At 69.9% G+C, this 14,075-nt stretch carries 13 protein-coding genes; 10 read left to right on the top strand and 3 right to left on the bottom strand.

All coding sequences use genetic code 11. The annotated features are described in order from the left end of the window. Positions 1–22 precede the first annotated feature (22 nt). Together FHS42_RS10630 and FHS42_RS10625 are read left to right on the top strand one after the other, a co-directional pair. The gene (locus FHS42_RS10630) at positions 23–220 is read left to right on the top strand and encodes a DUF3311 domain-containing protein (protein WP_184571342.1); all 198 of its coding nucleotides are present in this window, start codon (positions 23–25) and stop codon (positions 218–220) included. Further along, entirely contained in the window at positions 217–1,836 is a 1,620-nt protein-coding gene (locus FHS42_RS10625) for a sodium:solute symporter family protein (RefSeq protein ID WP_184571340.1), read from the top strand. Before FHS42_RS10630 ends, FHS42_RS10625 begins: the two co-directional genes overlap by 4 nt. Before the next feature lie 73 nt (positions 1,837–1,909). Here FHS42_RS10625 and FHS42_RS10620 read toward each other — a convergent pair whose 3' ends face one another. After that, positions 1,910–2,653 (bottom strand): SDR family oxidoreductase, encoded by a 744-nt coding sequence (locus tag FHS42_RS10620; protein ID WP_184571338.1) that lies wholly within the window; start codon positions 2,651–2,653, stop codon positions 1,910–1,912. 80 nt (positions 2,654–2,733) lie between these two features. Between FHS42_RS10620 and FHS42_RS10615 the strand changes: the two genes are divergently transcribed. Continuing rightward, a complete protein-coding gene (locus tag FHS42_RS10615; RefSeq protein ID WP_184571336.1) occupies positions 2,734–3,207 on the top strand; it encodes an RrF2 family transcriptional regulator in 474 nt (157 codons plus the stop codon). 192 nt (positions 3,208–3,399) lie between these two features. After that, a complete protein-coding gene (locus tag FHS42_RS10610) occupies positions 3,400–4,194 on the top strand; it encodes an SDR family NAD(P)-dependent oxidoreductase (RefSeq protein WP_184571334.1) in 795 nt (264 codons plus the stop codon). Between the two features lie 144 nt (positions 4,195–4,338). On the opposite strand, the gene FHS42_RS10605 is transcribed toward FHS42_RS10610, so the two are convergent. Further along, on the bottom strand, positions 4,339–5,466 hold the full coding sequence (locus FHS42_RS10605) for a Gfo/Idh/MocA family oxidoreductase (protein WP_184571332.1): 1,128 nt from the start codon (positions 5,464–5,466) through the stop codon (positions 4,339–4,341). Between the two features lie 225 nt (positions 5,467–5,691). Here FHS42_RS10605 and FHS42_RS10600 point away from each other — a divergent pair, with 225 nt between their 5' ends. Then, positions 5,692–7,041, top strand: coding sequence for an ROK family transcriptional regulator (locus FHS42_RS10600; protein WP_312866829.1), 1,350 nt, complete (start codon positions 5,692–5,694; stop codon positions 7,039–7,041). Between the two features lie 116 nt (positions 7,042–7,157). Here FHS42_RS10600 and FHS42_RS10595 read toward each other — a convergent pair whose 3' ends face one another. After that, positions 7,158–8,267 (bottom strand): FAD-dependent monooxygenase, encoded by a 1,110-nt coding sequence (locus FHS42_RS10595; RefSeq protein WP_184571330.1) that lies wholly within the window; start codon positions 8,265–8,267, stop codon positions 7,158–7,160. 159 nt (positions 8,268–8,426) lie between these two features. On the opposite strand from FHS42_RS10595, the gene FHS42_RS10590 reads away from it, so the two are divergent. From FHS42_RS10590 to FHS42_RS10570, 5 genes are all read left to right on the top strand, one after another. After that, complete coding sequence (locus tag FHS42_RS10590; protein ID WP_184571328.1) at positions 8,427–9,389, top strand: TetR/AcrR family transcriptional regulator C-terminal domain-containing protein; 963 nt, start codon at positions 8,427–8,429, stop codon at positions 9,387–9,389. Positions 9,390–9,736: 347 nt separating this feature from the next. Further along, positions 9,737–10,504 carry a GntR family transcriptional regulator gene (locus FHS42_RS10585; protein WP_184571326.1) on the top strand — a complete coding sequence of 256 codons (768 nt, stop codon included), beginning with the start codon at positions 9,737–9,739 and terminating at the stop codon, positions 10,502–10,504. Between the two features lie 265 nt (positions 10,505–10,769). Further along, the gene (locus FHS42_RS10580) at positions 10,770–11,891 is read left to right on the top strand and encodes a TIGR03364 family FAD-dependent oxidoreductase (RefSeq protein ID WP_184571324.1); all 1,122 of its coding nucleotides are present in this window, start codon (positions 10,770–10,772) and stop codon (positions 11,889–11,891) included. 185 nt (positions 11,892–12,076) lie between these two features. Continuing rightward, the gene (locus FHS42_RS10575) at positions 12,077–12,784 is read left to right on the top strand and encodes a phosphonatase-like hydrolase (protein WP_312866828.1); all 708 of its coding nucleotides are present in this window, start codon (positions 12,077–12,079) and stop codon (positions 12,782–12,784) included. Beyond that, on the top strand, positions 12,781–14,004 hold the full coding sequence (locus FHS42_RS10570) for an ABC transporter ATP-binding protein (protein WP_184571322.1): 1,224 nt from the start codon (positions 12,781–12,783) through the stop codon (positions 14,002–14,004). The genes FHS42_RS10575 and FHS42_RS10570 overlap by 4 nt, the downstream gene beginning before the upstream one ends. Positions 14,005–14,075 lie beyond the last annotated feature (71 nt).

Raw genomic sequence — 14,075 nt, 5'->3', positions numbered from 1 at the left:
CGGTGGGCTAGGGTCGGGCGCCGTGCTGCGACGATCTTCTCTGCTGTGGCTGCTTGTGCCCTATGTGCTGTATCTGGGTGCGCTGCCGCTGGTCAACCGGGTCCACCCGACCATTTTCGGGCTGCCCTTCCTCCTGTGCTGGCTGCTGCTCGCCACGCTGCTGACACCGGTGGCGGTGTGGCTCGCGTGGCGCGGTGACCGTAAGAGGGGGCGGGCATGAGCGGGAACGCTGCCATTGCCACGTCCGTCTTCGGTGCGTTCATGGTGCTCACCGTGGGACTCGGATTGCTGTCGGTGCGCGCGGACCGCGGCAAGCGAGGCGGTGGGCTCGCGGAATGGTCGGTTGGCGGGCGCAGCCTGGGAACCGTCTTCATCTGGGTATTGATGGCCGGTGAGGGATACACCAGCTTTAGCTATTTGGGCGCGGCAGGCTGGGGATACAACTACGGCGCGCCCGTGTTGTACGTCATCGCGTATATGTCCTGTGGTTACGCCATCGGCTATCTCGTCGGACCAATGCTGTGGGGATACGCCCGCCAGCACGGGCTGGTCGGCATTGCGGACATGGTCGCGCACCGCTATGGGCGGCCATGGTTGGGCGCTGTGGTCGCGGTCGGCGCGACGGTGTGTCTCCTGCCGTATATCCAGCTGCAAATCACCGGCATGGGTGTGGTCGTCTCGACCATCTCGTACGGCGCGATCAGCATCAACTGGGCCTACTTCCTGGCCTTCGCGGTAACCACCGGTTTCGTCGTGGTGAGCGGGTTGCGCGGAAGTGCCTGGGTTTCCGTACTCAAGGACGTACTCGTCATTGGCACGCTGGGCTTTCTTGCGTTCTACGTGCCGGTGCACTATTTCGGCGGCTACGGGAATTTCCTGGATCGGCTCGTCGATGAGAAATCACAGTGGTTGACGTTTCCCGGGCATGCGTCGGGCGGCATGGGTCAGAGCTGGTTCGTATCGACCAGCTTTCTGAACTCGCTGACGGTGGTGATCTTTCCGACGACCGTTGCTGGATATCTCGGCGCGCGCAGCGCGGACACCCTGCGCCGCAATGCCATCGCACTGCCGCTCTACAACGTGTTGCTGCTCGTGCCCATGTTGTTGGGCATGGCGGCGCTGTTCGTGGTGCCGGGGCTCGTGGGCGCAGACTCCAATCTGGCGCTGTTCAGGTTGGTCATCGACTCCCTGCCGGCCTGGGCGGTCGGCGTGATCGGCGTGGCGGCTGCGCTGTCGTCGATCGTGCCGATGGCCGTATTCATGCTGGTCATTGGCACCATGTGGGGCCGCAGCGTGCTCGGTCTCGTGCCCCGCTTGGCCGCGCATCAAAAGCTGGGTTCACAGGTCGTGGTCGTGCTGGCCGGCGCGCTGGCTCTGCTCCTGACGTACACCGCACCCAACACGCTGGTGCGGCTGTCGCTCATCTCGTACGAGGGCATGGCCCAACTCGTGCCGATGCTCCTGCTCGGTCTCGTATGGCGACGGATGACGTTGTACGGGGCGCTGAGCGGCCTCGTCGTGGGCGCTGCCCTGGTATGCGCGTTGGTCTTCACCGACCGTGATCCGCTCTGGGGCGTGAATGCGGGCCTCATCGCACTCGCGGTCAACCTGGTGGTCGCCCTGGCTGTCAGCTTCCTCGGCCCAGGCGACCAAGACGACCGCCCCGATGCGGAGGTATTGGCGGACGTGGAGGTGCCTGCTGGTGAGGCCGATGTGACTGCCGGGACGGCCGAGGGCGCGGATGTCGTACGTGCGGCTGCGGGGGCGGACGCGATGGAGACGGGCACGGGTACGGAGGGGGCGAGGGAGGGGAAAGGGGGCGGGGGACCTCCATAGGCGGGTCGGTTCAGCCGCTGCCTTCGGTCCGCACCCGCACCGTCCGGCGGCGGCTTCGCCTCGGCGGCTCGCTCTACCGCTGCGTTGCGAGCCATTCGTCGAAGGTGGTCGGCGCTATGCGGGCGCCCTCGCCGGGCAGTAGCGCCTCGCCGGCCATCGTCAGGCCGAAGATCGCTGACCAGGTGGGTACGAGCTGCACCGTGTGGCCGCGCGCCTCGTGCGTGCGGCGGGCCATGTCCACCAGGTCCTGTGGTTCGGGCCCGGCGACGTCGGCGTAACGCCCCTGCGGCTGGCCCGTGGCGAGTTCGGCCAGGACGTCGGCCACGTCTGCGGGCGCGATCGGCTGCACGAGGAGTGGCGCGATGGTGGCGACGCCGTCCTGTTCCGTCCAACTCGCCACCATCGCGGCGAAGTCGTGGAATTGCGTAGCCGGCACGATCGTCCATGGCACGGGTCCCGCGGCTACGAGGCGCTCTTGTTCCCGTTTGCCGGCGTAGTGCGCGTTGCCCTCGACGCGATTGGCCCCGGCGATCGACAGCAGTAGGTGGTGGTGGACGCCGGCTCGTTCCTCGGCGGCGAGCAGGTTTCGGGTGCTGGCGCCGAAATACGCCACCGCCTCGGCCCGGTCGGTCGCCGCTCCGTTGGTGGCGTCCACGACGGCCTCGACACCGGTGAGGGCCTCGTCGAGCCCTTCACCTGTGGAGAGGTCCACGCCGAGTGAGCGGCTGATGCGTACGACGTCGTGTCCGTCCCGTTCGAGGGCGGCGACGGTGAGTGCTCCGACATTTCCGGTCGCGCCGGCAACTGCGATTCGCATGATGATCTTCCTCTCTCGCTTCTGTTGGGAAGTTATCATGGACTAAACGGGTCCACAATGTCTGCGATAGACTGGGACACGTGAAGCTGCCTGTAAGCACCGAATGGGTTCTGCACTGCGCCACGACGTTGGCGCAGCTCGATCCGGGAGCCAGCGCGTCGGTGGCGCAGCTCGCGCAGTATTACGACCTCCCGGCGCCCTATCTCGCCAAGCAGCTCAAGGCGCTCGTCAGGGCTGGGGTGCTGACCGCCACCACGGGGCCGCGAGGAGGGTTTCGGCTCGCGCGACCCGCATCCGACATCACGCTCCTGCACATCGTCGAGGCCGTCGATGGCGCCTCCGCGCCGTACGAGTGTCGTGAGATCCGCCAGCAAGGGCGGGGAGCGCTGTCCCCCGAGGAGTGTCAGCGCACCTGCATCCTCGCCGTGAAGATGGCCGACGCACACGAGGCGTGGCGCCGCAGCCTCACCGAGGTCACCCTCGCCGGCATCCTCGCCGAACTGCCCCCGTCGGCACCCGCGCGTACCCGAGCACGTCTTGCGGGGGCGACGTAGCCCAGGCGCCGGCGCGCCGTGCGTACTCCGTTCCGGCGATCTCGCCGGCGGTGGCAGGTCGGTTGGGGAAAGGCTTGCGGTACGGCCCTTGACGGCCCTTGCAGCGGCCCGCGAACACCGCGTTGCGCAGGAACAATCCGGCCGCGTGGCGTGCTGGAAAGATCAGGACCAGCGAACGGCTAGGAGTGGCTGATGCAGGTGGATCTCGCAGGGCGGACCGCGTTGGTGACCGGGTCGAGCCAGGGAATCGGGCGAGCCATCGCGCTGGGTCTCGCGCGATCCGGGGCCCGGGTGGGGGTGAACGGCCGTAGCGTCGAGCGCGTCGCCGCGGCCGTGGACGGCCTACGAGCGGACGCGCCGGGCGCGGAGTTCGTGGCCATCGCGGCGGACGTCAGCACCGAGGAGGGCGCGGCGCGCGCCGTGGAGGCGCTGCCGGGCGTGGACATCCTCACCAACAACTTGGGGATCTTCGGCAGCAAGCCTGCCCTGGAGATCACTGACGCCGAGTGGCGGCAGTATTTCGAGGTCAACGTGTTGGCGGCGGTTCGGCTCACTCGGGCCTACCTCCCCGGCATGGTGGAGCGCAACTGGGGCCGTATCCAGTACATCGCCAGTGATTCGGCGGTCGCCGTCCCGGCCGAGATGATCCATTACGGGATGTCCAAGACCGCACTGCTGTCGGTGAGCCGCGGGTTCGCCAAGGAAGCCGCGGGCACCGGCGTGACGGTGAACTCCGTCATCGCCGGGCCCACGCACACCGGCGGTGTCAGGGACTTCGTCTACGAACTGGTGGACCGGGACCTCCCCTGGGACGAAGCGCAGCGCGTCTTCATGCGGGAGCACCGGCCTCAGTCCCTCCTCCAGCGGCTGATCGAGCCGGAGGAGATCGCCAACATGGTCGTCTACCTCAGCTCTGAGCAGTCGTCCGCGACCACGGGCGGCGCGCTGCGGGTGGACGGGGGATATGTGGACTCCATCCTTCCGTAGGGTGCCCGCTGCCCATCGCCCATCGCTCACTGCGCGTCGTGCACTGCCCGTCGCTCATGGCCCGTCGCGTCGCGTCGCGTCGCCGGGCGTGCGCGGTGCGGGGCGTGTGCGCAGTGCGTTCGGTTGGTCGGGTGGCCCCGCCGGTCAGTGCAGGTGGGGCGTGACCGTGCGGGATTCGGCCGCGGAGCGGCGGGCTGCCTCTAGCACGGCGAGGGTCGCGGCAGCCTGTGCGCCGGTGACCGGCGGGGGGCCGCCGGAGCGCAGCGCGCGCTCGATGGCGGCGTAGAACGCGGGGTAGTTGCCTGGCTCTGTCGGCACCGCCTCGCCGCCACCAGACAGGGGTGACTCACCCGAGCCGATACGTCCCCACGCGGACTCGGCCTCCACGCCCCACTCGGTGCTGCCCTGGCCGGGGCGGCGGCCCTCGCGTAGCGCAGCCTCCTGCGGATCGAGGCCGTACTTCACATAGCCCGCAGTGCTGCCCAACACGCGGAAGCGAGGCCCGAGTTGAGCGGTAGTGGCGCTCGCCCACAGATGGGACCGCACACCCGTCGCATGGGTGAGCGCCAAAAAGGTGTCGTCGTCCGCCTCGGCGCCTGGCCGTCGTACGTCGGACTCCGCGTACACGGAGGTGACCGGCCCGAACAGGGTCAGGGCCTGGTCCACGAGGTGGCTGCCCAGGTCGTACAGCAGCCCGCCGATCTCCGCCGGGTCTCCGGACTCCCGCCAACCGCCCTTGGGGCGGGGCCGCCACCGTTCGTAGCGGGATTCGAAGCGCTGTACGTCACCGAGTACGCCCTCGCCGACGAGCCGGGTCAGGGTGAGGAAATCGTTGTCCCAGCGGCGGTTCTGGAAGGCGCTCAGCAGCAGTTCGCGCTCCTCGGCGAGTGCGGTCAGCTCCTGCGCCTCGGCTGCCGTCGCGGCGAGCGGCTTGTCCACGACGACCGACAGACCGGCCTCAAGGGCGGCGCGGGCGAGCGGTACGTGGGTGCGGTTGGGCGAGGCGATGACGACCAGATCCAGGTCATCGGCCTGGGCGATGAGCTCGTCCGTGGAGGCGACGGTCCGTAGCTCGGGGTAGGCGTCGCGGGCCTCCCGTTGCCGCTCCGGGCGCGCGGTGACGACGGTGTGCAGGTCGAGGCCAGCGGTGCTCGCGACCAGCGGAGCATGGAAGACCGAGCCCGCGAGTCCGTAACCGATCAAGCCGACACGCAGCGGGCCGCTCCGTGTCAGGGGCGGGCGCTTGCGGGGTGTGCCAGTGATGCGATCCATGGCAAGGACTTTGGCAATGCTGTTGCTGAAGTGCAAGCGGCGCGCACAATGGCCGGTGTGAGGGGCGAGGACGACGACAGCGACGGCACGGGTTGCGGTGCTCGCAGCGCCCGCAGCGATCGCACCGACCGGCGCGATGACGGGGTGTGCTGCGGCGATCGGGGCGGCGGGGCGGAGCTGAGGGGTTGGGTAGGGCCGAGCGACGGGGCAGGGCGGGGCGGTGGGGTGAGCGGGAGTGGCGCAGTCGGGTCAGGTGGCGGGCAGGGGGCCAACCTGGCCGTGCTGCGCGAGCACAATGCCGCCCTGGTGCTCGGCCTGCTACGCGCCGCGGGCCCGGCCGGAGCGAGCCGCTTGGAGATCGCCGAGAAAGCCGGTCTCACTCCGCAAGCCGTCAGCAAGATCACCACGCGGCTACGGGCGGACGGTCTGGTGGCCGAGGCAGGGCAGCGGCCTTCGACGGGCGGCAAGCCGCGTACGGTGCTGCGGCTGGTTCCGGAGGCGGGGTACGCGATCGGGTTGCGGCTCGACCGCGATGGGCTGATGGCGGTGCTCACCAACCTGGCCGGAGACGTGCTCGCCCAATGCACCAGCGCCTGCGACTTCGGCGGCAGCGCGAACAATCTCCTGGGCCCCGCCGTCGATGCGGTGACGACCTTGCGGCGAGCCGCGCAGGCGCCTGCGTCTGCGGGCGCGGGGGCCGCTTGTGCACCGGGGGCCGGGCAGCCGGCGCGATCCGTGCTTCTGGGGGTGGGCGTCGCCTGTCCTGGCCCGCTCGACTACGGCTCCGGAACGCTGCACCGGGTCACGGGCTTCCCCCAGTGGGACGGCTTTCCGCTGCGTGCCGAACTGGCGCGACGACTCGGGCTTCCCGTAGTGCTCGACAAGGACACCAACGCCGCCGCCCTGTGCCTGGCCATGCGGGCCGCAACCCCGGGGCCCGCACCGGGAAGCGAGCCGACGCCCGCGCCCACGCCCGCGCCCTCGCCCACGCCCGCGCCCGCGGGTAAGTCCGAGTCCGCGCCCGAGTCCCCGTCCCCGTCCGCGCTTTCGTCCAGCCGCCCACCAACCGCCGCGACCATCGGGTCGGCCTTGGGAGGCTCATCGATGGGTGCGGGCGCCGAGTCGTTCGCGTATCTGCACCTCGGTACGGGGCTCGGGGCCGGGCTCGTCATCGGTGGTGCCGTACACCGGGGCGCACGGACCGGAGCGGGCGAGTTCGGGCATCAGGTGGTGCTGCTCGACGGGCCGCACTGTGCCTGTGGGGACCGGGGCTGCTTGGAGGCGCTGTGCTTGGCGGCCGTGGCGGAGGGCGACGACGTACGGGCGGCCCGGCTGCTTGGGGTGGGCGCCGCCAACCTCGTACGGCTGCTCGACATCGACCGTGTGCTGCTCGGTGGGCGCGTCGTGCTGGACGAACCCGAGACCTACGCGCGCGGGGTGGCTGCCGCGCTCGCCGCCGATGCGGCCCGGGGTGGAGGCGGCGGGGCGGTTCCGGTTGCCGTCGCCGCCGGGGGCGAACGGCTCGTTGCGAAAGGGGCGGCCCATCTCGTCCTGGCCCCATTTTTTGGTCGGTAGGTAGGTAGGTAGGTAGGTAGGGCGGTCAGCCGGGCGGTCGGCCGGGTGAGGAGCCAATCGGCGGGACCGGCGGTGCCCGGGGCGTGCTGAGGTGGCGAGCCGTTCGCGGCAGGAGATCAGCCGTTGAGTGCGATGGCGTTCTTGGCGTGTGCGACGGAAGCCTCGGAGGCGGGGCCGCCGGGGTTCTCGGTGGCCAGGGCCTGATTGAGGGTGACGAAGGGGCGCAGCTGCTGCTCGTAACGGGAATAGGCGGCGCGGTGATCGCCGTGTGCTTGGGCGAGGCAGCTAGCCAGCACATAGGCGCCCACGAGGGCCAGGCTGGTGCCCTGCCCTGAGAGTGGGGAAGGGCAGTAACCGGCGTCACCGAGTAGGGCCACCCTGCCCTGCGACCAGTGCTCCATGCGGATTTGGGCCATGGCGTCACAGTAGAAGTCGGGCGCAGTCTCGACCGCCTTGGCCAGGCGGGCGCCCTCCCACTGTAGGGATGCGAGTTTGTCGTGGACGAGTTGGCGCAGGACATCGCCCTTGCGGAGGTCGTCGGCAAGGGGGGCGGACATGAAGCCGAAGGCGATCCTGAGCTCGGCGTTGTCGCGTACCGGCATGATGCCGAAGCCCGCATCACCGTCCCGCAGCCACATCTGCCAGTTGTCCAGTGCAAGAAAGTTGTCCGCGCTGAACACCGATAGGTAGCTGCCCAAATGGTGAGCGAAGTGCTCCTCGGGGCCAAAGGCCAGCCGCCGTACGGTCGAGTGCAGGCCATCGGCCCCGATGACGAGGTCGAAGGTGCGGGACGCCTCGTGTGTGAAATCGACGCGGACGCCGGTCTCGTCCTCGTGGAGTGCGGTGATGCTGTTGCCGAAGAGGTACTCGACGTCGGCGCGTGTGTGTTCGTAGACCATCTGCACCAGGTCCTCGCGCAGTAGCTCGATGTCGCCGTTGTCCAGCCGGCCGCTGCTGAAGGTTGCCTCGGTGGAGCGGTCGATCTCTTGGCCGTCCGGGGCGAGGACCGACATGCCACGCATCCGAGTACGGACGCGTCGTGCCTGCTCCAGCAGGCCCATCCGTTCGACGACATCGAGCGCGACACCGCGGATGTCCACGGCCTGGCCACCAGGGCGCAGGCCCGGGGCGTGTTCGACGACGGTGGGCGCAAAGCCGTGGCGGCGCAGCCAGTAGGCGAGAACGGGCCCAGCGGTTCCGCCACCTGAGATGAGGACAGTCTGCATGAGAAGCTCCTTTAGTACGCTGTACGCATTGTGAACGTACGCCGTAAGCGCAGCTCTCTCAACTGGACATTTGCAAGCGCTGTACTAGGACAGGTGCCATCCATTCAGCGTTGCCGCTGCTGACCTCTGCACTAGTACAGGCGAGAAAGGACGCAGGACGTGACGAAGCCCACAGACGCATCCGATCAGCCGCCCTATCTGCGCATCGTCGCCGCGGTTCGCCGGCGCATCATCGACGGCGAACTAGCCCCCGGCGATCGGGTTCCCTCGACCCGTCAGATGGCCAGGGAATGGGGTGTCGCACTCGCCACCGCCACCAAGGCCCTGACCACCTTGCGCCTGGAGGGGCTCGTCGAAACCCGGCCCAGGACCGGCACGGTCGTCGCCGGAACCACTCCCGGCACGCCACGACGCAGGCACTCGACACCCGCCCAAGCCTCCGAGCCGGAGCTGACCCTCGACCGGATCGTCCGCACCGCCATCGAGATCGTCGATGCCGAAGGCATGTCGGCGCTCTCCATGCGCGGCGTCGCGGCGCGGCTCGGGGTCGCCGCCATGTCGATCTACCGGTACGCACCCAGCAAGGACGACCTCGTTCTGCTCGTGGCCGACGCCGCATTCGGCGAGGAGACGTACCCCGCCGATGCACCCGACGGGTGGCGCCCCCGCGTCGAGCTGGGGGCTCGGACCCTGTGGACCCTCTACCGCAAGCACCCGTGGTTGGCTCAACTCAACTCCCTCAACCGCCCGCTGCTCGTGCCCAATTTGCTGGTCCACGGCGAATGGATGCTGGATGCCCTCGACGGCCACGGCCTCGACCCCACCAGGCTGTTCGACATCCACGTACTGATCTACAGCCACGTCCAGGGCTTGGCAGTGCACCTGGAGTGGGAGGCGCACGCCGAAGCGGCCACCGGCCAGTCGGAGGATCAGTGGATGGACAGTCGCGCCCCCGCCCTACAGAAGCTGGCAGAATCCGGCCGTTTTCCGACCTTCGCCAAGGTGATTGGAGCCTTCGACGACGGCTATGACCTACGTCTCGACGTTCTCTTCGAATTCGGACTCAAGGCACTCCTCGACGGTCTGACTCCCCTCATCGAAGGTCAGGAAGCCGTCGCGTAGACAGTTGAGCGCCTCGCGCTGCCCGTTGGCCGCTGTCCGTTGGCCGTCGCCCGTTGCCGTTGCCGTTGCCGTTGCCGTTGCCGTTGCGAGCAGGAAATGGGCTGATCGGGCGGGATTGCGAGGGGGCCTTGGGCCCGATCGGTCGTGCCGACCGGCCCTCGTAGCGCCGGGTGGGATGGTGCTGTGGCCGGGGGAGGGGTCGGTAGCGAAGGCCCCGATGTAGGCGTTCGCCCAGCGCCCCGTCCCGCCCCCGTGATCCGGTTCCGCTCGACCTCCGGCAGATTCCGCGCGGGGCCGGTGCGGTTGGCGGTTCTCCTCGTATCGCTGGGTAGTGCGATGATCACCGCGTGGATTACCCGAACGACCAGGCACCTGGCGCACCCATCAGAGCGGGCGTTCCCGAGCACGGGCGCATCCCCAAGTATTACGCCGTGAAGACCCAAGTGTCGGCGCTGATAGCTGAGTTGGGGGAGGGCGAGCTGCTCCCCACGGAACGGGATCTCGCGGTCCGGTTCGGGGTCTCGCGGGAGACGCTGCGGCAGGCGCTGCGCGAACTGTTGCTTGAGGGCCGGCTGCGACGAATGGGACGCGGCACGGTAGTTGCCGGGCCCAAGCTGGAGCAGCCGCTCTCGCTGGCGAGCTACACCGAGGGCGTGCGACGACAGGGCCGCAGGCCTGGTCGTACGCTCATCGGCCTCGACCGCTTCCCCTGCTCGGCGAAGCTCGCCATCGATCTTGGGCTCGAACGAGGCGACCCCGTGTGGCACTTGGAGCGGGTGCTGCTTGCCGACGATGAGCGGGTGGGGTTGGAGAGTACATACGTGGAGGTCGCGCGCGTTCCGGAGCTGGACACCGACTTCGAGCCCGACTCGTCCTTTTATGGGTATCTGCATGACCGGCTCGGTATCGGGTTCGGCGATGCGGACGAGCGGTTGGAGACGGTGCTGGCCACGCCGCGCGAGGCGCTGCTGATCGGGACGCCGCCCGCGCTGCCGATGTTGCTGATCCACCGTGTGTCCCGGGATACGACGGGGCGCCCGCTGGAGCGGGTGCGGTCGCTGTATCGGGGCGACCGGTTCAGCTTCACCACCCGTCTGGGCCCGTCAGCCGGCTGATCTCAGCCCCCCGGCCTCAGCCCCCAGTCCCCGGTCCCCGGTTCCCAGCCCCCGGGCCCCGGGCCCCGGCCCCAGGCGCCGCGCGCCGGCTGTTCGCTCCCGCGCCATCCCCGGAAAATCGCCTAACGCAGCCCATAGGCACCGCAAAACCTCACCATATTGATCACAGAAAGATAACGGGTCTAGGCCAGGTTTGCGCCCGTGTTCACCTCGACGTCGCCGTCTGGATTGTTGCGAGTCATGCCGCGCGGCGACCGTCAGGGTCATGCGAGTGATAGTCGTCGGAGCCGGCGTGGTGGGTACCATGCACGCCTGGCAGGCAGTGGAACGCGGCCACGAGGTCGTACATATCGAGCGCGAGGCCGAGGCCCGCGGCGCCTCGGTTCGTAACTTTGGTCTGGTTTGGGTTGGTGGCCGGGCCAGCGGCGCGGAGTTGGAGACCGCGCTGCGCGCCCGGGAACTGTGGGAGGGCATCGCCGCTCGGGTGCCCGGTCTTGGGTTTCGGCCCAACGGCTCCCTCACCGTCGTCACCAATGAGGTCGAACTAGCGGTCGCCCGGGCCGCGAGCGAGCTGCCGGACGCCGCGGAACGCGGCTACAAGCTCCTCGGTGCCCAGGAGGCGCGTGCCCTCAACCCGGCGCTGCGCGGCGAGATCGCCGGCGCCCTGTGGTGCGAGCGCGATGGCGCCGTGGAGCCGCGCGTCGCCCAGCGTGCGCTGAAGGACGCGCTGCTGGCCTCGGGCCGCTACACCTTCGTCGGCGGCCGTGAGGTCCGCGACGTCGTCGGCCCCGGCGCGGTCCGCGACGACCACGGCACCACGCACACCGGGGACGCCGTGGTGCTGTGCACCGGCGCCTGGCTCGGCGGCCTGGTGCGCGAGCTGGCCCCGGAGCTTCCGGTGCGCCGGGTCCGGCTCCAAATGATGCAAACCGCCCCGCTCGGCGAGAAGTTGACCACCTCGGTCGCCGACGCGGACAGCTTCCGCTACTACCCGGCGTACGCGGGAGATGCGCTCACCGCACTCGCCGCGGCGCAGCAGCAGCAACCGATCGCAGCCGAGCACAAGATGCAGCTGTTGATGGTGCAGCGCGCGGATGGCGGGCTGACCATCGGCGACACCCACGAGTACGACGAGCCGTTCGGCTTCGACGTCGTCGAGGACCCCTACGAGCATCTGAGCCAGGTAGCCGAGAGCATCCTCGGCCGCCCCCTGCCCGCCATCCGTCACCGCTGGGCGGGCGTGTACGCGCAGTGCACGGCCACTGGTCGTGTGGTGCACCGAGAGCGGGTCGCCGACGGCGTTTGGCTGGTCACCGGGCCCGGTGGGCGCGGCATGACCTGCTCTCCTGCCATCGCTGAAACCACCGCAAACGAACTGGGCTGGTGAGCGACGTGACGCAGCAGCACCCCGACCGCACCGACATCGACCGCACCCCCGACCCCAGCAGCACCAACCCCAGCACCCCCGACCCCAGCACCCCCGACCCCAGCACCCCCGACCCCAGCACCCCCGACCCCAGCACCCCCGACCCCAGCACCCCCGACCCCAGCACCACCGGCGCCGAGCGCGCCGTGCGGCTGGTCGTCCTCGATATGGCGGGCACCACCGTCTGTGACGACGGCCTGGTCGAGCAGGCGTTCTCCGCTGCGGCCAGGCGGCTCGGCGTTGAGCCCGGCAGCCCCGAACACGCGGCACACCTCGCCTACGTACGGGCCACCATGGGCGAGTCCAAGATCTCCGTCTTTCGGCACCTGTTCGGTGACGAGGACCGCGCGCAGCGCGCCAACGAGGCGTTTGAGGGGGCGTACGGGGAGCTCGTGGACGCCGGGCAGTGCGCGCCGGTGCCCGGTGCCAGGGAGGCCATCGAGGAGCTGACCGGGCAGGGCCGTACCGTCGTGTTGAGCACCGGGTTCGCCCGCGCCACGCAGGATGCGATCCTCGCCGCGCTCGGATGGCGGGACCTGGTCGCGCTCACGCTGTGCCCGGCCGACGCGGGTGGCCGGGGCCGCCCGTACCCGGACATGGTGCTCAGCGCGCTGTTGCGTACCCACGCGGCTGACAGCGTGCAGCAGCTCGCGGTCGCCGGTGACACCGCCTATGACATGCTCTCCGGCCGCCGCGCCGGCGCGCGCCTGGTCGCCGGGGTGCTCACCGGGGCGCACGACGAGCAGCAACTCCGCGCGGCGGGCGCCACCCACGTGCTGGGCTCCGTCGCCGCGTTGCCCGCGCTGCTCAGCACGTACGAGAGCGGTGCCGCGGCCCGAGGGACGGCGCCGTGAGCCGGCAATCCGCGCCCAGCAGCGGCATTCGCTTCGAGCGGGTCTCGGTCGCGTACGGCAAGCGCGGCGGACTCGGTGCGCGCGGCGCGAACGGCACGTATACGGCCCTGGACTCGTTCGATCTGACCGTCGAGCCGGGCGAGGTGATGGCCCTGCTCGGCCCCTCCGGGTCCGGAAAGACCACCGCGCTGCGGGCCGTCGCCGGGTTCGTCCAGCCGGTTTCGGGGCGGGTGCTCATCGGCGACCGTGACGTGACGGCGCTGCCGCCGCATCGGCGGGGCATCGGCATGGTGGTCCAGCAGTACGCGCTCTTCCCGCATATGCGCGTCGAGCAGAACGTGGCCTTCGGGTTGAAGGCGCAGCGGGTGCCGCGCGGTGAGATCGCCGGGCGGGTCGCCGAGGCGTTGGAGATGACCGGCATGGCCGCGTACGCCCGGCGCTATCCGCGCGAGCTGTCCGGCGGCCAGCAGCAGCGCGTGGCCATCGCCCGCGCGCTGGCCATTCGCCCAGGCGTGCTGCTTTTGGACGAGCCGTTGTCCGCGCTCGACGCCCAGTTGCGCTCCGGAATGCTCGCCGAACTCGCCCGTCTGCACCGGGAGTTGCCCGATGTGTCGATCCTGTACGTCACCCATGACCAGGTCGAGGCGCTGACCTTGGCCGACCGGATCGCGGTGCTGGACAAGGCCCGGCTCCAGGACTGCGGCACCCCGCAGGACCTGTACCGGCGTCCGCGTACGGAGTTCACCGCCTCCTTTGTCGGCAACGCCAACCTGCTGCCGGTCTCGGTCGGCACCGGTGGCGTGCGCTTCGCCGGTACGGAGTTGGCCGTGGCCACCGTGGACGTCATGCCGGGCGCTGACGCGATCTTGTGCGTACGCCCGCATCTGGTGGGCCTCGGGGAGGGTGAGAACACGCTGCGCGGCACGATCGCCGAGGTGCAGTGGCGTGGCTCCACGCACCGGCTTTTCGTGGACGTCGCCGGCCATCGCGTCAAGGCCGATGTGCGGGAGTTGCGTGAGACGCCCGCCCTGGGCGCCGCGGTGGCACTGCACTTCGCCGCGCACGATGCGGTGCTTCTTCCGGCCGGTACCGGCCAGGCGGCCACTGGCCCGGTCGCCGGTGAGACCGACGCAGAGGCCGCCGCCTCAACTCCCTCTGTTACCGCGGTTGTTGGGGCGATCTCCGTAGCCAAGGGCGCGGGCGGTGACATCGATGGCTAGTGCGAGCGCCGACTCCCGGCCGGCCGGAGCCGATGAGACCGCGCGGCCGAGCGGGAAGCGGCGGACCACAG

The organism is Streptomyces zagrosensis, from assembly GCF_014203645.1.
GTDB classification, from domain to species: domain Bacteria; phylum Actinomycetota; class Actinomycetes; order Streptomycetales; family Streptomycetaceae; genus Streptomyces; species Streptomyces zagrosensis.
This window is presented reverse-complemented; position numbering and strand designations above follow the sequence as displayed.

Bases quoted from the DNA above. Each gene is read 5' to 3' on its own strand.
- FHS42_RS10610 (WP_184571334.1), top strand. From the start codon at position 3,400: ATGCAGGTGGATCTCGCAGGGCGGACCGCGTTGGTGACCGGGTCGAGC.
- FHS42_RS10625 (WP_184571340.1), top strand. From the start codon at position 217: ATGAGCGGGAACGCTGCCATTGCCACGTCCGTCTTCGGTGCGTTCATG.
- FHS42_RS10595 (WP_184571330.1), bottom strand. From the start codon at position 8,267: ATGCAGACTGTCCTCATCTCAGGTGGCGGAACCGCTGGGCCCGTTCTC.
- FHS42_RS10580 (WP_184571324.1), top strand. From the start codon at position 10,770: ATGCGAGTGATAGTCGTCGGAGCCGGCGTGGTGGGTACCATGCACGCC.
- FHS42_RS10620 (WP_184571338.1), bottom strand. From the start codon at position 2,653: ATGCGAATCGCAGTTGCCGGCGCGACCGGAAATGTCGGAGCACTCACC.
- FHS42_RS10605 (WP_184571332.1), bottom strand. From the start codon at position 5,466: ATGGATCGCATCACTGGCACACCCCGCAAGCGCCCGCCCCTGACACGG.